This window comes from Shinella zoogloeoides (assembly GCF_020883495.1).
Classification (GTDB): domain Bacteria; phylum Pseudomonadota; class Alphaproteobacteria; order Rhizobiales; family Rhizobiaceae; genus Shinella; species Shinella zoogloeoides.
Genome location: NZ_CP086610.1, coordinates 3,372,804 through 3,389,648, shown reverse-complemented (window position 1 = coordinate 3,389,648; position 16,845 = coordinate 3,372,804). Strand labels below are relative to the sequence as shown.

The window sequence follows — 16,845 nt, the reverse complement described above, 5'->3', positions numbered from 1 at the left end:
TGTCTAGCGGGAATTTGCCTCTGCGTCATCGATTCCGGCATTTGCGGAAAGCGGATCGCATCTCTTGGCATTTTCGACGCATTGGATGTCGCGAACCGGAGGGATTCCTGAAAGGAGCAGGCGTAGCTTCTCGCCATTGCAGGGCTTGCGCCGCCGCAGGCAGCCTGAAATATGCGCCGAGCCGTTATGTGCGGCGCATCAAGAGGGGATCGCCGTTGCCTGCCCCCGCACCGGCCGAACGCGAGATTGAAACCGATGAAAAGCCACGTCCTGACCGTAACCTGCCAATCGACCCGCGGCATCGTCGCTGCGATCACCGGCTACCTCGCCGAGAAGGGGTGCTACATCTCCGATTCGTCGCAGTTCGACGATCTGGAGACGGGCCTGTTCTTCATGCGCCTCACCTTCCTGTCGCAGGAAGGCGTGTCGGAAGACGACATCAAGTCGGGCTTTGCCCCGGTCGCCAAGAAATATGCGATGACATACCGCTTCAACGACAGCGACGAGCGCATGAAGGTGCTGCTCATGGTCTCGCGCTTCGGCCATTGCCTCAACGACCTGCTCTACCGCTGGAAGATCGGCGCATTGCCGATCGACATCGTCGGCGTCGTCTCCAACCACTTCGATTACCAGAAGGTCATCGTCAACCACGACATCCCCTTCCACCACATCAAGGTGACGAAGGAGAACAAGCCGCAGGCTGAGGCGCGGCTGATGGAAGTGGTCGAGCAGTCCGGCGCCGAGCTGATCGTTCTCGCCCGCTACATGCAGGTTCTGTCGGATGCGGTCTGCAAGAAGATGTCGGGCCGCATCATCAACATCCACCACTCGTTCCTGCCGTCCTTCAAGGGGGCGAACCCCTACAAGCAGGCCTTCGAGCGCGGCGTGAAGCTGATCGGCGCGACGGCGCACTACGTCACCGAGGACCTCGATGAAGGTCCGATCATCGAGCAGGACGTCGCGCGTATCACGCATGCGCAGTCGGCGGAGGACTATGTCTCGATCGGCCGCGACGTGGAGAGCCAGGTTCTGGCCCGCGCCGTGCATGCCCATATCCATCACCGCGTCTTCATGAACGGCAACAAGACCATCGTCTTCCCGCCGTCGCCCGGCTCCTACGCCTCCGAGCGCATGGGCTGACAAACGAAAAGGCCGGCGGAAACGCCGGCCTTTCTGCTTTTAGGGCGGGTTACCTAGATGCGCGCGCCGGCGAAATGGGCGATCTGCGCGCCGAGTTCGTAATAGCCTTCCCGCACCGAGCGGAAGGACTGGGCTTCCGGATCGGTGACCGGCAGTGGCAGGTCCATTTCGGCGATCTCGCCGGAAACGAGCTGGGCGAGCGTGCGGCCGAAGACGGTACCGGGAGCGATGCCGCGGCCGTTATAGCCAGAAAAGCCGACGACATTGTCGGCAAGGCGATGGAAGCGCGGCAGGTTGTCGGTCGTCATGCCGATCTTGCCGTACCATTCGGCCTCGAAGGCGACGTCGCCGATCTCAGGGAACAGTTTTTTCAGAGCGCGGCGCGCCCAGGCCTTGTGGATGCCCGTGCCGGTGCCGCGTAGCGCCCCGACGCTGCCGAAGACCAGACGGCCGCGCTTGTCGAAGCGGAAGGAGGAGAGGACTTCCCGCGTATCCCACGCGCCCTGCTTTTCCGGCAGGATCTTCGCCTGCATCTCCGCCGACAGCGGCACGGTGGCGAAGTTGAAATAGGGAAGATGCACGAGCTCGGCGCGCACCTCGTTCCACGGGGCGACCGTATAGGCGTTCGTCGCGACCACCACCCAGTCCGCCGTCACGGAACCGCGCGCGGTGTTGACCGTCCAGCGCTTGCCGTTTCGCTCAGCGCCCGTCACGGGGCTGCCGGTGAAGACATTCGCGCCGGCGGCAATCGCGGCGCGGGCAAGGCCGCGCGCATAGGCGAGCGGCTGGATCGTGCCGGCGCGCATGTCGAGCAGCGCGCCGGTATAGGCATCGGTGCCGACCTTGGCGGCCGTCTCGGCGGCATCGAGCAGACGCACCGGCGCGCCGCGGCGCGCCCATTGCTCGGCGCGCTGCTTCAGTTCGTCGAGGCCGGACTGGCCGACGGCGCAGTGCAGCGTGCCGGCCGGATTGATCTCGCAGTCGATCTGGTGTTTCTCGACGAGGTCGAAGACGAGGCGCGGTGCATTGCCGAGCAGTTCGAGCAGGCGGCTGCCGTAGAGGTCGCCGAGCACGCCGGGCAGTTCGTCCGGCATTACCCACATGCCGGCATTGACGAGGCCCACATTGCGGCCCGAGCCGCCATAACCGATCTCCGCGCCTTCCAGCAGGATCACCCGCGTGCCGCGTTCGGCAAGATGCAGCGCGGTCGAGAAGCCGGTATAGCCGCCGCCGACGATCACCACGTCCGCTTCCGCCTTGCCGGAGAAGGCGACAGTTTCAGGGGCGGATGGGGCGGTCATCTCCCAGAGGCCATGGGAGCGCGGGTCGTTGAGCATGGTGGTCTGTCTTTTCGGAAGGAGGATCGTCATCGCACCATCGACGATGCGGCCCTTCCACTAAAGCAAAAAATCGGCACCGGGTCATGCCCCCTCCGCATGAAGCGGGCCTGTCCCGTTATTTCGGCATCTGCCTGGCGATCCAGGCGCGAAAGGCCTGGCTCAGCGGGTTCTCCAGCTTTCCCTCGGGAACGACGAGATAATAGCTGTTCTCCATTTCCATCGGCCGGTCGAAAACGACGCAGAGGCGGCCGGTCGCAAGCTCCTGCTCGATCAGGTATTTCGGCAGCAGCGCGAAGCCGAGGCCGGCGACGGCCGATTCGATGACCATGGCGAACTGGTCGAAGCGGTGGCCGCGATAGGCGGTGTCGGCGGAGCCGCCGTTCAGCTCGAACCATTGTGCCCAGAGCTTCGGCCGCGTGGCGAGATGCAGCAGCGGCGCCTGCTCCAGGTCCTTCGGTTCGGAAAGGGGCCAGGATTTCAGGAGTTCGGGGCTTGCCGCCGGCAGGATTTCCTCGCTGCAGAGATAAGAGCAGGCCGCGCGCGCCCAGACGGGCTGGCCGTAATGGATCGCGAGGTCGAAATTCTCCTCGTCGAAATCGAAGGGCGCGGAGCGCGAGGCGATGTTGATGATCGTGCCGGGATGCTCGGCAAGGAAGGCCGGAATGCGCGGCGTCAGCCAGCGGCTGCCGAAGGTCGGCAGGGTGGCGATGGCAAGGCTGTGCTCGGAGGAGGCCGAGGCCATGGCGCGCAGCATGGTCTCTTCCGTCTGGTGCAGCAGCTTGCGCACTTCCGGCAGGAAGCGACGGCCGTCGTCGGACAGCACGACGCGCTGGCGCACGCGCTCGAAGAGCAGCACGCCGAGCTGTTCCTCGAGGTCCTTGATCTGGCGGCTGACGGCGCTCTGGGTGAGATTCAGCTCATGGGCGGCCTGCGTGAAACTGCCATGGCGGGCGGCGCATTCGAACGCCTGCAGCGTGGTGACGTCCGGGATCAGCCTGCGACTGAGCTTCATTCTTTCCTCGCATCAACATAGTCAGAACGGTCGCAATCGCTGAAGGAAACGATCCGGTATTATCCGTTTTGAGAATGAACAGGGCCTCCCTCCTTGTAAGATGAGACCGCTTCCCATGAAAGCAAATTCGTACATTTCCGTCGACAAGATCCGCTCGGATTTTTCCGCCGCCATGTCCGCCATGTATCGCGACGAGGTTCCGGCCTACGGCACGCTGATGTCGCTGGTCGCCAAGGTCAACGACGAGACGCTCGCCGCCGACCCGCATCTGAAGACCCGCCTCGAAGCGACCGATTCGCTGGAGCGTATTTCCGAGGAACGCCATGGCGCCATCCGCCTCGGCACGCCGGAAGAGCTTTCCATGATGCGCCGCGTCTTCGCGGTCATGGGCATGTTCCCGGTCGGCTACTACGACCTGTCGACGGCCGGCGTGCCGGTTCACTCCACCGCCTTCCGTCCGGTCGGCGCGGAAAGCCTCAGCCGCAACCCGTTCCGCGTCTTCACCTCGCTGCTCCGCCTCGATCTCATCGCGGATGAAGCGCTGCGCGCAGAAGCCGCCGCGGTTCTCGCCGGCCGCAAGATCTTCACCAGCGCCGCCATCGCCCTGGTCGAGAAGGCCGAGCGCGACGGCGGGCTGGACCGCGCGGACGCCGCCCGCTTCGTCACCGAGGTGCTGGAAACCTTCCGCTGGCACGACCACGCCATCGTCAGCGCCGACATGTACAAGCGCCTGCACGATGCGCACCGCCTGATCGCCGACGTCGTGTCCTTCAAGGGGCCGCACATCAATCACCTGACGCCGCGCACGCTCGACATCGACAAGGTGCAGGCGCGCATGCCGGAAGAGGGCATCGCCCCCAAGGCCATCGTCGAGGGCCCGCCGACCCGCACCTGCCCGATCCTGCTGCGCCAGACCTCGTTCAAGGCGCTGGAAGAGGCCGTCTCCTTCATCGCGGAAGACGGTAGCTGGCAGAAGGGCTCGCACACCGCCCGCTTCGGCGAGATCGAACAGCGCGGCGTCGCGCTGACGCCGAAGGGTCGCGCGCTCTACGACAGGCTTCTCACCGACACCCGCGCCCGCGTGCGCCCGGCCGCCGACGGCTCCAATGCCGCCGAATACGAAGCCGCGCTCGCCGATGTCTTCAAGGCCTTCCCCGACACATGGGACGGCATCCGCAAGGCGGGCCTCGGCTATTTCCGCTACTCGCTGACGGAGAAGGGCAAGGCGGTCACCGGCCGCAACGCCGATCTCGAAACCGCCATCGAAGCCGGGTTGATCCAGTTCGACCCCATCGTCTACGAGGATTTCCTGCCGGTCAGCGCCGCGGGCATCTTCCAGTCGAACCTCGGCGACGACGCGACGCAGGATTTCGTTGCCAGCCCGAACCAGGTGATGTTCGAGCGCGATATGGGCGCCACGGTGCTGGACGAATTCGCCCACTATGCCGGCATCCAGCGCGCCTCGCTTGAAATGTGCCTCGGCATCGTCAACATGGCGGCAGCCGCGGAATAACGGACGGCAAAGGCCTTCCACGACAGATACACCCCGGACGGGAAGCGCAAGCGGACGGCCGGGGTGAAACCATTAAAGCGCCGGGCCTGCCGGGCGCCAAGAGACCCAAGAGACAACAGGGAGATACCCGATGACGAAAGTCGACGTGAAAACCGAAACCGCAGCCCTTCTCGACAAGCTCGGCGTTGCCCGCGCCGACTGGCAGGGTGGCGACATGGCCTCCTTCAGCCCGGTCAGCGGCGAGGAGATCGGCAAGCTGAAGACCGTCTCGGCCGCCGAGACGAACAAGGCCATCGATGCCGCCCACGAAGCCTTCAAGGCCTGGCGTCTCGTTCCGGCTCCCAAGCGCGGCGAACTGGTTCGCCTGCTCGGCGAAGAGCTGCGCGCCTCCAAGGCCGATCTCGGCCGCCTCGTCTCCATCGAGGCCGGCAAGATCACCTCCGAAGGCCTCGGCGAAGTGCAGGAAATGATCGACATCTGCGATTTCGCCGTCGGTCTCTCCCGCCAGCTCTACGGCCTGACGATCGCCACCGAGCGTCCCGGCCACCGCATGATGGAAACCTGGCACCCGCTCGGCGTCGTCGGCATCATCTCGGCCTTCAACTTCCCGGTCGCCGTCTGGTCGTGGAACGCGGCTCTGGCGCTCGTCGCCGGCAATTCCATCGTCTGGAAGCCCTCTGAAAAGACCCCGCTGACGGCGCTCGCCTGCCAGGCGATCTTCGAGCGCGCGCTTGCCCGCTTCGGCGATGCCCCGGCAAACCTGTCGATCGTCCTTATCGGCGACCGCACCATCGGTGAAGCCCTCGTCGACAACCACAAGGTCGCGCTCGTCTCGGCCACCGGCTCCACCCGCATGGGCAAGGAAGTCGGCCCGCGTCTCGCCAAGCGTTTCGCCCGCTCGATCCTCGAGCTCGGCGGCAACAATGCCGGCATCGTCTGCCCCTCGGCCGACCTCGACATGGCACTGCGCGCCATCGCCTTCGGCGCAATGGGCACCGCCGGCCAGCGCTGCACCACGCTGCGCCGCCTCTTCGTGCATGACAGCGTCTATGACCAGCTCGTTCCGCGCCTGAAGAAGGCCTATACCAGCGTTTCCGTCGGCAACCCGCTGGAAACCTCCGCTCTCGTCGGCCCGCTGGTCGACAAGCAGGCTTTCGACGGCATGCAGAAGGCAATCGCAGCGGCCAAGGCCGAGGGCGGTTCCGTCACCGGTGGCGAGCGCGTTGCCGAAGCCGGCAAGGACACGGCCTACTACGTCAAGCCCGCCATCGTCGAAATGCCGAAGCAGGCCGGCCCGGTTCTCGAAGAGACCTTCGCGCCGATCCTCTACGTCATGAAGTATTCCGACTTCGAAGCCGTGCTGGAAGACCACAACGCCGTTTCGGCCGGCCTCTCCTCGTCGATCTTCACGCTCAACGTTCAGGAAGCCGAGCGCTTCCTGTCGGCCGACGGTTCGGACTGCGGCATCGCCAATGTCAACATCGGCACCTCGGGCGCTGAAATCGGCGGCGCATTCGGCGGCGAGAAGGAAACCGGCGGCGGCCGCGAATCCGGCTCCGACGCCTGGAAGGCCTATATGCGCCGCGCCACCAACACGGTGAACTATTCGAAGGCCCTGCCGCTCGCCCAGGGCGTCTCCTTCGATATCGAGTAAGCGGCCATGACCGTATCCACCAAGATCGAGGAGGCGGGCTTCGTGCCCGCCTCGCGCATCGCCGCCATCGGCGTTTCGAAAATCCTGCAGATCGGCGCCCGCGCCGCTGCCATGAAGAAGGAAGGCCTGCCGGTCATCATCCTCGGCGCCGGCGAGCCTGACTTCGACACGCCCGACAACGTCAAGGCCGCCGCCAAGGCCGCCATCGACAAGGGCGACACCAAATACACCGCGCTCGACGGCACGCCGGAGCTGAAGAAGGCGATTTCCGAAAAATTCCGCCGCGAGAACAACGTTGATTACGCAATCGACGAAGTCACCGTCGCGACGGGCGCCAAGCAGATCCTCTTCAACGCCTTCATGGCGAGCGTCAATCCGGGCGACGAGGTGATCATCCCGACGCCCTACTGGACGTCCTATTCCGACATCGTGGAGATCTGCGGCGGCGTGCCGGTGCTGATCCCCTGCGACGCGGAAGCCGGCTTCCGCCTGAAGGCCGAACAGCTCGAAAAGGCGATCACACCGAAGACGCGCTGGGTGCTCTTCAACTCGCCGTCCAACCCGTCGGGCGCGGCCTACAGCGAAGCGGACTACCGCCCGCTGCTCGACGTGCTGCTGCGTCATCCGCATGTCTGGCTGATGGTCGACGACATGTACGAGCACATCGTCTATGACGGCTTCAAATTCGTGACCCCGGTCGCCATCGAACCGCGCCTGAAAAGCCGCGCGCTGACGATCAACGGCGTCTCGAAGGCCTATGCGATGACCGGCTGGCGCATCGGCTATGCCGGTGGTCCCAAGGCGCTGATCAAGGCCATGGCCGTGATCCAGAGCCAGGCGACCTCCTGCCCGTCTTCGGTCAGCCAGGCCGCTTCGGTCGAAGCGCTGAACGGCCCCCAGGACTTCCTGAAGGACCGCCAGGCGAGCTTCAAGCATCGCCGCGACCTCGTCGTCTCCGCACTCAACGCCATTCCCGGCCTTGCCTGCCGCACCCCGGAAGGCGCGTTCTACACCTTCTCCGGCTGCGCCGGCGTGATCGGCAAGACAACGCCGAAGGGCAAGCGCATCGAGGCCGACAGCGACTTCACGGACTACCTCCTCGAAGACGCGAATGTCGCCGTCGTCCCGGGCTCGGCCTTCGGCCTCTCGCCCTTTTTCCGCATCTCCTACGCCACGTTGGAAGCGGAACTGACGGAAGCGCTGAAGCGCATCGCGGACGCCTGCGCACGGCTTTCCTGAGCCGCCACGCACCTCGCCTTTCCGACCCGCCGCAGCCAGCCTGCGGCGGGTTTTTCTTTGCCGAAACGTCTGCTTGACCCGGCCCCGGGGGCCGGCCGCATAAGAGGGTGGTGAACGACAGGGAGGTGATTCGTGCGCAGGTCCAGCCTTCATCTGACCGCCGCCGAGGCGGCAAGGGAACTCGGCGTCTCGGCCAAGGCGCTCCGGCTCTACGAGCAGAATGGATTGCTGACCCCGCTGCGCACCACCGCCGGCTGGCGGATATACGGCCCGTCCGAACTGGCGCGCGCAAGAGAGGTTGCCGCCCTGCGGCGGCTCGGGATGGGGCTTACGCAGATCAAGGGTGTCCTGTCGGCTGGCGGTAGCCTCGATACCGCGCTTGCCGCCCATCAGGCGGGTCTCGAAAGCCAGATCGGCCGGATGGCCGAGACGGTTCAATCCGTCGAGGCGGCGCGAAAGAAGGTGGCGTCGGCCGTAGAGGCGGCCGTCTCGCTGGATTTGCCCTGGCCATGGGGTGGCGAGCGGTTCGAGCTCCCGGCCCTGAAACCCCTCACCTACATCACCGGTCCTCTGGGGAGCGGCAAGACACGGTTGGCGCTGGCGATTTCGGAAGCCCTGCCGGATGCCGCCTTTATCGGGCTGGAGCGGCAGGTGGACGGCGATGCGGTGGTAGAGGCGCGAAGCGACAGTCATCTTCACCGGCTTCTGGGACAGGGTGCGAACTTCTCGCCGGCCTTGGCGGCCTTGCTCTTCGCCGTCGAGGCCTCGGAGGCGGCAGTCCTTGTCATCGATATGGTGGAGCAAGGGCTGGATCAGGTCACGCAGCAGGCGTTGCGGCGCTATCTGCGAAGCCGGCCTTTCGGGGAGCGTCCGCTTTTCCTGCTCACGCGCTCCTCGTCGATGCTCGATCTTGCCGATATGTCCGCGGACGAAACCATCCTCTACTGCCCGGCAAATCACGACATGCCGATGATCGTGCCGCCGCGCAAGGGCGCGCGGGGCTACGAGGCGGTCGCGACATGCCTTGCGACGCCGGCCGTGCGGTCGCGGACGGAGGGCGTGATCGCCTTTCGGCCGAGCGCCGCCTGATGCCAAAAGAAAAGGGGCCTCGCAGGAGGCCCCATTTTTATTGGTTTGCGCCTTTGTGGCGTTCTTTGCTTCCCCGCGGCTGGGCCACGATGCGAAAACGCCCCGGTTTGGCCGGGGCGTTGAAGAGGTCGGGAAAATCAGGCGGCGTGCGCGCCGCGGTTTTCCTGGGCGTAGTAGTGGCCGAAGCGGTTGGCGAGGAAGGCCTCGAGGGCGATTTCTTCCTGGCGTACGAAGCCTTCGGCGCGCAGCGAACCGTCAGCCAGCATGTCGAGCACGGCGCAGATCGAGCCGGCCGTCGTGATCTGGATGGCGGAATGCAGGGCGCCGGCGACCGGGGCGCTGTAGACCTTGTTGGCGTAGGTTTCCTGGATCAGGCGACCGCCCTTGCGACCGGAAACGGTCACGAAGATGATCACGACGTCCTGCGTGGTGGTCGGCAGGGCGTTTTCGAAGATGTCCTTGAGGACTTCGCGGCGGTGACGCAGGCCGAGGTCGTTGAGCAGCGCCTTCATGATGGCGGCGTGGCCCGGATAGCGGATCGTGCGGTAGTTCAGCGTGCGAACCTTGCCCTTCAGCGTCTCGCAGAGCGTGCCGAGGCCGCCCGAGGTGTTGAAGGCTTCGTAGGTGACGCCGTCGAGCGAGAATTCTTCACGCTCTTCGAGGGCCGGAACCTCGATCAGCGAGCCTTCGACGATGGCTTCGCAGGGCTCGATATATTCGTTGATGACGCCGTCCGTGCTCCAGGTCAGGTTATAGTTGAGAGCGTTGGACGGGTACTGCGGCAGGGCGCCGACGCGCATGCGCACGCTGTCGAGCGTGTCGAAGCGGCTTGCGAGGTCATTGGCGACGATGGAGATGAAGCCCGGTGCGAGGCCGCACTGCGGAATGAAGGCCGTCTTGGCGTTCGCGGCGATGCGCTTGACCTGGCGGGTGGATTCGACGTCTTCCGTGAGGTCGAGATAGTGCACGCCGGCAGCGGCGGCAGCTTCGGCGATGGCGACCGTCAGGTGGTAGGGGGCAGCCGAGAGAACGGCGAACTTGCCGGTGAGCAGCGCCTTCATGGCGACGGCGTCGGCGATGTCGACGACGACGGTCGAAACGGCATCGTGCTTCTCGATGGCGGCGAGCTGGTCTTCCGAGCGGTCGGCGACGGTGACGCGGTAGTCTCCGCAATGGGCCAGCATGCGCGCGATGGTCGAGCCGATCTTGCCTGCGCCGATGACGACGATGTCCTTCATGTGATTACCCTCCGGCATGAATTGATGCACTTATTTTGAGGGGAGGGGCTGTCGATTTAAAGCGCCATATCTGGCATAATGCGTTATCATTATCGGCAGAACGACGGTGAAAATGAGCATTTCGACGCTAGGCGCCAAGGATCGCGCGCTTCTGGCCATCCTCAGCGAGAACGCCCGCGAACAGACGGCGACCATCGCCCGCAAGCTGGGCCTGTCGCGCACGACCGTGCAGGCGAAGATCGACCGGCTGGAGCGCGACGGCGTGATCGCCGGCTACGGCGTCAAGCTTTCCGACGCCTATGAGAGCGGCATGGTGAAGGCCCATGTGCTGATCACCATCGCGCCCAAGACCCTCGCCCGCATCACGACGGAGCTGCACGCCATTTCCGCCGTGCGCACGCTGCATTCGGTGAGCGGCAGCTTCGATCTCATCGCCGTGGTCGAGGCGGCGTCCATTGCGGAACTCGACCACCTGATCGACCGCATCGGCGCCATCGACGGCGTGGAGCGCACGCTGTCGTCGATCATCCTGTCGACGCGGATCAGGCGATAAAGCGCTCCGGCCGGTACGGCCCGATATTGATCACCGTGCGCTCGCCCAGCATCTTTTCCGCCAGCACGCGGCCGGTGATGGGGCCGAGGGTCATGCCGTGGTGGGCATGGCCGAAGGCGAACCAGAGACCGGCATGGCGTGGGGCCTTGCCGATGACCGGCATCATGTCCGGCGTGCAGGGGCGGGCGCCCATCCACGGTTCCTCGTCGCGCCGTTCGGCGAGCGGGAAGAATTCGCGGGCGACCTTTTCGGCGCGGCGAAGCTGGACCGGGGTTTTGCGCGTGTCGCGCCTGGCGAACTCCGCGCCGGTGGTGAGGCGGATGCCGCGCAGCATGGGGGCGAGGAAATAGCCGCGCTCGGCGTCGAGCACCCAGTTGTTGAGCGTCGCGCCCTCTTCCGCGCCGTAATGCATGTGGTAGCCGCGCTTGACGGCGAGCGGGAAGCGATAGCCGAGCTTGCGCGTCACCGTATCGGCCCAGGGGCCGAGCGCGACGACGACGTCCCTTGCTTCCAGCGGTCCCTCGGGCGTCGCGATGCGCCAGCCTTCGCCTTCAAGCACATGTTCGATGGTCGCCGCGTCGCCGGATTTCAATTCGCCGCCGAGGGACTGGAAATAGGCGAGGTAGCGCTTGAGGAGGCTCTGGGGATCGCGGATCGACCATGGGTCGGTCCAGCGCAGGCCGCCGGTCAGTTCCGCGCGGATATGCGGTTCGGCGGCGGCCACTTCCGCCGTCGTCAGCTTCTGGTGGTTGACGCCGAAATTGGCCGAAAGCTTTTCCGCCTCCGCATAGGCCTTGTCCCGCTCCTTCTCCGTGCGAAAGACCTTCATCCAGCCGTCCTTGCGGATGAGGTCGTCGGCACCGGAGGCGGCGATGAGGTCGGCGTGTTCGCTGATCGAATGTTCGATGAGCGGGGCATAGAGATGGGCGATGCTCTGGTGCTGGCGGAAGCCGGAATGCCACCAGTAGCGGGCGAGGAAGGGAATGATGCTCGGGATCGCCGAGGGGTGATAATGGGCGTCGATGGTGTTGTTCAGCGCGTAGCGGAAGAGCGCGCCGAAATCGTGCGGGAAGCCGTAAGGGAAGACGCCCTCGCGCTGGATGAGGCCGGCATTGCCGTAGGAGGTTTCCTCGGCCGGGCCGCGGCGGTCGATCATCACCACCTTCTTGCCGCGCCGGGCCAGATGGATCGCCGCCGAAATGCCGACCACGCCCGCGCCGAGAACAATCACATCCGCCTTCATCTGCCATTCCCCCTGTTGCCCGGCCTTTGGCCGGTGCGTTTATTGTCCTGCAAGTTTCAAGAGATTCTCGATGGCCGAACGCTCGAAACCGCCGATGCCCTCGGAAATGTCGGCCTTGATCGCCGTGGCCACGGCGTCCTCGTCGCGCTTGCGCAGCGCCTCGATGGCCTCCTGGTGGCGATCGACGAAATAGAGCTGGGCGACATGCTCCATGGCGATGCCGAGGAAGGGGCCGAGCTGGAGCCAGATGCTCTCCACCATCGGCATGATCACCTGCTCGGGATTGGCGGTGTATAGCGTGCGATGGAATTCCTGGTTCAGGAGGAGGGCGGTGCCGTTGTCCTTGCGGGCGATGGCCTCGTCCTGCGCGCGGTCGATCTCGGCGAGCTGGTCGATGCGGCGCTCGGTGATATGCGGCACGGCCCGGCGGGCGGCGTGCTGCTCCAGCATGGAGCGCAGCGAGACGAGTTCGCTGAAACGGTCCGCCGTCATGCGCGGCACCATGATGCGGCGATTGTCGAGCACGCGCAGCGCGCCTTCCGCGGAGAGACGGCGCAGCGCCTCGCGCACCGGCGTCGGGCTGCTCTCCATCGCCTCGGCAATGCCGCGGATGGTCAGCGATTCGCCGGGGCGGATCGAGCCGACCATGATGGCCTGGCGCAGGCGGCGATGCGCATATTCATGCGTCGTCATGCCTTCCGGCCGCTCCAGCGATTCCAGCGCCAAGTTGCCCAATCCATACCTCCTGTGAAAGGCTGTCGGGTGCCAGCCTGTCCTTCGTGACAGGTTCTAGCAGCTTGACCCGTGACAAGAAAGTGTGCATATCTGGAAAATGTGATCACAAAAATAATTATGTGATACGGAAGGGGATTTGACGTGACTGACGATTCCAACTGGCTGATCAATGCCGATGGCGTGGAGAGCATCCAGGCCGTCGTCTGCGACCTGAACGGCATTCTGCGCGGCAAGCGCGTGCCGGTAGGGCAGGCGGAAAAGGTGCTGAAGGGCGGTATCCGCATGCCGCTGTCCATCGTCGGCGTCGATGTGTGGGGTGAGGATATCGTCGGCTCGAGCCACGTCTTCGCCTCGGGCGACATGGACGGCATCTGCGCGGCGACCGGCCGCGGGCCGCTGCCCGTCAGCTGGACGCTGAAGCCTTCCGCCGTCGTGCCGCTCTGGCTGTTCAAGGAGAGCGGCGAGCCGTTCCTTGCCGATCCGCGTCAGGCGCTCGCCAATATCGTGCGGCAGTATAACGAGCTGGGCCTTCGCCCGGTCGTCGCCTCGGAAATGGAATTCTACCTGATCGACGCCGAGCCGGATCATGCCGAGCCGCCGATCTCGCCCTATACCGGCAAGCGCCTCGATTCCGACGCCATCCTCTCCATCGACGAACTCGACGATTTCGGCCAGTTCTTCTCCGACGTCTATGCGGAATGCGAGCGGCAGAACGTGCCGGCGGATTCGGCCGTCGCGGAAAACGGCATCGGCCAGTTCGAAATCAACCTGATGCATTCCGACGATCCGTTGAAAGCGGCCGACGACGCGCTGTTCTTCAAGCGCATCGTCAAGGGCATCGCGCGCAAGCACGGCTTTGCCGCCACCTTCATGGCCAAGCCCTACGGCATGCGCTCGGGCAGCGGCATGCACATGCATTTCAGCGTGATCGACGAGGACGGCAACAATGTCTTCGACGACGGCACGGCGGAAGGCTCGGCCATCATGAAACATGCCGTCGCCGGCCTGACGCGCGGCATGGCGGAATCGACCCTGCTCTTCGCCCCGCACTACAATTCCTATCGCCGCCTGCGCCCGGACACCCATGCGCCGACCTCGATTTCCTGGGGCTATGAGAACCGCACGGCCGCCATCCGCATTCCGGGCGGCAACAACAAGGCGCGGCGCATCGAGCACCGTGTCGCCGGCGCCGACGCCAACCCCTATCTCGTCATGGCCGCCATTCTCGGCGCTGCCCTCGTCGGCATCCGCAACAAGTGGGAGCCGCCGGCGCCGGTCTCGGGCCGGGCCTATCTTTCGCAGTTGCCGCGCATTCCCAGCGAATGGGGCTCTGCCGTCACCGCCTTCGAGAACGGCTCGATCGTCTCGGAAATCTTCGATGCGGATCTCCGCTCCATGCTGATCGCCTGCAAGCGGCAGGAAATCGCCGGTTTCGCCGAACAGGTGACCGACTTCGAATTCAGCGCCTACCTGGAAATCGTCTGATGGCCAACAAAGCTTCCTATGCCGGCAACGGCGAATATCCCGACAGCTACTACGCTGCTTCCCGCAACATCATCCGCACGCCGAAGGTGCTGGAGGGCGCGGTCACGGCCGATGTCGCCGTGCTCGGCGCCGGCTATTCCGGCCTCTCCACCGCCATCCACCTTGCCGAAAAGGGCTACAAGGTCGTGATGGTGGAAGGCGCCGGCATCGGCTGGGGCGCGTCCGGGCGCAATGGCGGCCAGCTCGTCAATGGCCTCAATGCCAGCCTCGACACGATCAAGCGCCGCTACGGCGACGAGGCCGGCGCCTTCATCGGCGGTCTGGTGCAGGAAGGCGGCAAGATCATCCGCCGCCTCGTTTCGCAGTACCAGATCGACTGTGACCTGAAGAATGGCAATATCTACGCCGCCTATACGCCCGCCCATATGAAGGAGCTGGAGCACAAGAAGGCGCTGTGGAAGAGCTACGGCATGGACGATTACCAGTTGCTGGACAAGGCTGCCATGCAGAAGCTGGTGAATACCGACGCCTATATCGGCGGCATGCTGGACACGAGCGGCGGCCACATGCACCCGCTCAACCTGACCCTCGGCGAGGCGAAGGCGCTGGAATCGCTCGGCGGCGTGATCTACGAACAGTCGCCCGTCATCCGCGTCGAGCATGAGGCGGAAAAGCCCGTCATTCATACCGCGAAAGGCAGCGTGACGGCGAATGCCGCCGTGCTTTGCGGCAACGCCTATCTCGGCCATGTCGTGCCGAAGCTCGTCTCGCGCGTCATGCCGGTTTCGACCCAGATGATCGCCACCGAGCCGCTGGGTGATCGCGCCGATGCACTGATCCCGAGCGACATGTGCGTGGAGGACGTGCGCTACATCCTCGACTATTTCCGCCTCTCGGCCGACAAGCGCATGATCTTCGGCGGCGGCACCGTCTATGGCGGCACGGACCCGGCCGACGTCAGGGCGAAAATCCGCCCGAACCTCGAAAAAGTCTTCCCGTCGCTGAAGGGCGTGAAGATCGACTATGCCTGGAGCGGCAATTTCGCGCTCTCCTTCTCGCGCGTGCCGCAGATGGGCAAGATCGGAAAGAACACCTATTTCGCCCATGGCTACAGCGGTCACGGCGTCACCGGCTCGCATCTCTTCGGCCAGATCCTGAGCGAAGCGATTCACGGCGATCTGTCGCGCTTCAACCAGTTCGAGAAGCTGCCCTGGATTCCCTTCCCGGGCGGTCGCATGTTCCGTGCGCAGTATTCGACCATCGGTTCCTGGTGGTACCAGTTCAAGGATGCCTTCGGTCTTTGAGGGCAATGCCTAAAACAGAAACGCCCGGCTTTCGCCGGGCGTTTTCGTCTGAGCTGGAGGTGCTCAGTGCCTTGCCGGCAGGCGCGGCAGGAAGATGGTGAGGATGCCGAGCAGCGGCATGTACGAGCAGAGCTTGTAGACATAGTCGATGCCGTGGCTGTCGGCGACGCCGCCGAGCAGGGCGGCGGCAAGGCCGCCCGCGCCGAAGGAGAAGCCGAAGAAGATGCCGGCGATCAGCCCGACGCGGCCCGGCACCAGTTCCTGCGCGAAGACGACGATGGCGGAGAAGGCCGAGGAGAAGATCAGGCCGATCAGCACCGTCAGCACGCCCGTCCAGAACAGGTTCGCATAGGGCAGCATCAGCGCGAAGGGGATGACACCGAGGATCGAGAACCAGATCACGAAGCGCGCGCCGAAGCGGTCGCCGATCGGGCCGCCCAGGAAGACGCCGACTGCCGAGGAGCCGAGGAAGAGGAACAGCATCAACTGCGCATCGCGCACGTCGAGGCCGAAGCGGCCGATCGTGTAGAAGGTGAAGTAGCTGGAGAGGCTGGAGAGATAGGCGTTCTTCGTGGTCGTCAGAACGATGAGCACGATGAGCGCCCAGGCGACCCGGCCGCGCGGCAGCGGCAGCGTGCGGCTGATGGCGGGGCGGCTTGCGGCGTTGCGGCGCTCGCCGGCATACCAGTTGCCGACCCAGGTCAGGATCATCATGCCGATCAGCGCCACCGCCGAGAACCAGGCGACGCTCGTCTGGCCGAAGGGCAGCACGATGAAGGCGGCAAGCAGCGGGCCGATTGCCGTGCCGGCATTGCCGCCGACCTGGAACATGGACTGCGCAAGGCCATGCCGCCCGCCGGAGGCAAGGCGTGCGACGCGCGAGGATTCGGGATGGAAGATCGCCGAGCCGAGACCGATCATGCAGGCGCCGAGGACCAGCATGGGGAAGGAATGCGCATAGGCGAGCAGGATGAGCCCGACGAAACTGCTGCCCATGCCGACCGGCAGGGAGAAGGGCATCGGCCAGCGGTCCGTCACCATGCCGATGGCCGGCTGCAGCAGCGAGGCCGTGACCTGGAAGGCCATGGTCAGAAGGCCGATCTGCACGAAGTCGAGCGCGTAGTTCTCCTTCAGCAGCGGATAGATCGACGTCAGCAGCGACTGCATGATGTCGTTCAGCATGTGGCAGGCGCTGACCGCGATGATGACGGAATAGGTGGTGGCGGCAGCGGCGCTACGGGGCGCCGCGGGAACGACAGTCGACATGGTTGCCTCGAAAGATGAGATGCCCGGCTCGGCA

At 64.9% G+C, this 16,845-nt stretch carries 14 protein-coding genes; 8 read left to right on the top strand and 6 right to left on the bottom strand.

Annotated features, from left to right (window positions below):
• The first annotated feature begins 255 nt into the window (after nucleotides 1-255).
• The gene (purU, locus tag K8M09_RS16655; RefSeq protein ID WP_229341954.1) at nucleotides 256-1,140 is read left to right on the top strand and encodes a formyltetrahydrofolate deformylase; all 885 of its coding nucleotides are present in this window, start codon (nucleotides 256-258) and stop codon (nucleotides 1,138-1,140) included.
• Nucleotides 1,141-1,193: 53 nt separating this feature from the next.
• Here purU and K8M09_RS16650 read toward each other — a convergent pair whose 3' ends face one another.
• Both K8M09_RS16650 and K8M09_RS16645 read right to left on the bottom strand, forming a co-directional pair.
• Nucleotides 1,194-2,477, bottom strand: a complete 1,284-nt coding sequence (locus K8M09_RS16650) for an NAD(P)/FAD-dependent oxidoreductase (protein WP_160787680.1) — start codon at nucleotides 2,475-2,477, stop codon at nucleotides 1,194-1,196.
• Between the two features lie 118 nt (nucleotides 2,478-2,595).
• Nucleotides 2,596-3,492 (bottom strand): LysR family transcriptional regulator, encoded by an 897-nt coding sequence (locus tag K8M09_RS16645; protein WP_160787630.1) that lies wholly within the window; start codon nucleotides 3,490-3,492, stop codon nucleotides 2,596-2,598.
• A 115-nt stretch (nucleotides 3,493-3,607) separates the two neighbouring features.
• Between K8M09_RS16645 and hglS the strand changes: the two genes are divergently transcribed.
• The 4 genes from hglS to K8M09_RS16625 all read left to right on the top strand — a co-directional run bounded on the left by hglS (nucleotide 3,608) and on the right by K8M09_RS16625 (nucleotide 8,987).
• Nucleotides 3,608-5,005 carry a 2-oxoadipate dioxygenase/decarboxylase HglS gene (hglS, locus tag K8M09_RS16640; RefSeq protein WP_160787631.1) on the top strand — a complete coding sequence of 466 codons (1,398 nt, stop codon included), beginning with the start codon at nucleotides 3,608-3,610 and terminating at the stop codon, nucleotides 5,003-5,005.
• 130 nt (nucleotides 5,006-5,135) lie between these two features.
• Nucleotides 5,136-6,659: an L-piperidine-6-carboxylate dehydrogenase gene (gene amaB / locus K8M09_RS16635; RefSeq protein WP_160787632.1), complete on the top strand. Its 1,524-nt coding sequence runs from the start codon at nucleotides 5,136-5,138 to the stop codon at nucleotides 6,657-6,659.
• 6 nt (nucleotides 6,660-6,665) lie between these two features.
• Nucleotides 6,666-7,898, top strand: a complete 1,233-nt coding sequence (locus tag K8M09_RS16630) for a pyridoxal phosphate-dependent aminotransferase (protein WP_160787633.1) — start codon at nucleotides 6,666-6,668, stop codon at nucleotides 7,896-7,898.
• A gap of 132 nt (nucleotides 7,899-8,030) precedes the next feature.
• A complete protein-coding gene (locus K8M09_RS16625; protein ID WP_160787634.1) occupies nucleotides 8,031-8,987 on the top strand; it encodes a MerR family transcriptional regulator in 957 nt (318 codons plus the stop codon).
• 137 nt (nucleotides 8,988-9,124) lie between these two features.
• Here the strand turns inward: K8M09_RS16625 and K8M09_RS16620 are convergent, their stop codons facing one another.
• Complete coding sequence (locus K8M09_RS16620; RefSeq protein WP_160787635.1) at nucleotides 9,125-10,225, bottom strand: saccharopine dehydrogenase family protein; 1,101 nt, start codon at nucleotides 10,223-10,225, stop codon at nucleotides 9,125-9,127.
• Nucleotides 10,226-10,337: 112 nt separating this feature from the next.
• On the opposite strand from K8M09_RS16620, the gene K8M09_RS16615 reads away from it, so the two are divergent.
• Nucleotides 10,338-10,778, top strand: a complete 441-nt coding sequence (locus tag K8M09_RS16615; protein ID WP_160787636.1) for an Lrp/AsnC family transcriptional regulator — start codon at nucleotides 10,338-10,340, stop codon at nucleotides 10,776-10,778.
• Here the strand turns inward: K8M09_RS16615 and K8M09_RS16610 are convergent.
• Together K8M09_RS16610 and K8M09_RS16605 are read right to left on the bottom strand one after the other, a co-directional pair.
• Nucleotides 10,768-12,021 carry an NAD(P)/FAD-dependent oxidoreductase gene (locus tag K8M09_RS16610; protein ID WP_160787637.1) on the bottom strand — a complete coding sequence of 418 codons (1,254 nt, stop codon included), beginning with the start codon at nucleotides 12,019-12,021 and terminating at the stop codon, nucleotides 10,768-10,770. The genes K8M09_RS16615 and K8M09_RS16610 overlap by 11 nt on opposite strands.
• Nucleotides 12,022-12,060: 39 nt before the next feature.
• The gene (locus K8M09_RS16605; protein WP_380735582.1) at nucleotides 12,061-12,756 is read right to left on the bottom strand and encodes a GntR family transcriptional regulator; all 696 of its coding nucleotides are present in this window, start codon (nucleotides 12,754-12,756) and stop codon (nucleotides 12,061-12,063) included.
• A 141-nt stretch (nucleotides 12,757-12,897) separates the two neighbouring features.
• On the opposite strand from K8M09_RS16605, the gene K8M09_RS16600 reads away from it, so the two are divergent.
• Complete coding sequence (locus tag K8M09_RS16600) at nucleotides 12,898-14,241, top strand: glutamine synthetase family protein (protein WP_160787638.1); 1,344 nt, start codon at nucleotides 12,898-12,900, stop codon at nucleotides 14,239-14,241.
• Entirely contained in the window at nucleotides 14,241-15,545 is a 1,305-nt protein-coding gene (locus K8M09_RS16595) for an NAD(P)/FAD-dependent oxidoreductase (protein WP_160787639.1), read from the top strand. Before K8M09_RS16600 ends, K8M09_RS16595 begins: the two co-directional genes overlap by 1 nt.
• 63 nt (nucleotides 15,546-15,608) lie before the next feature.
• Here K8M09_RS16595 and K8M09_RS16590 read toward each other — a convergent pair whose 3' ends face one another.
• Complete coding sequence (locus K8M09_RS16590) at nucleotides 15,609-16,811, bottom strand: MFS transporter (protein WP_160787640.1); 1,203 nt, start codon at nucleotides 16,809-16,811, stop codon at nucleotides 15,609-15,611.
• Between the last annotated feature and the right edge of the window lie 34 nt (nucleotides 16,812-16,845).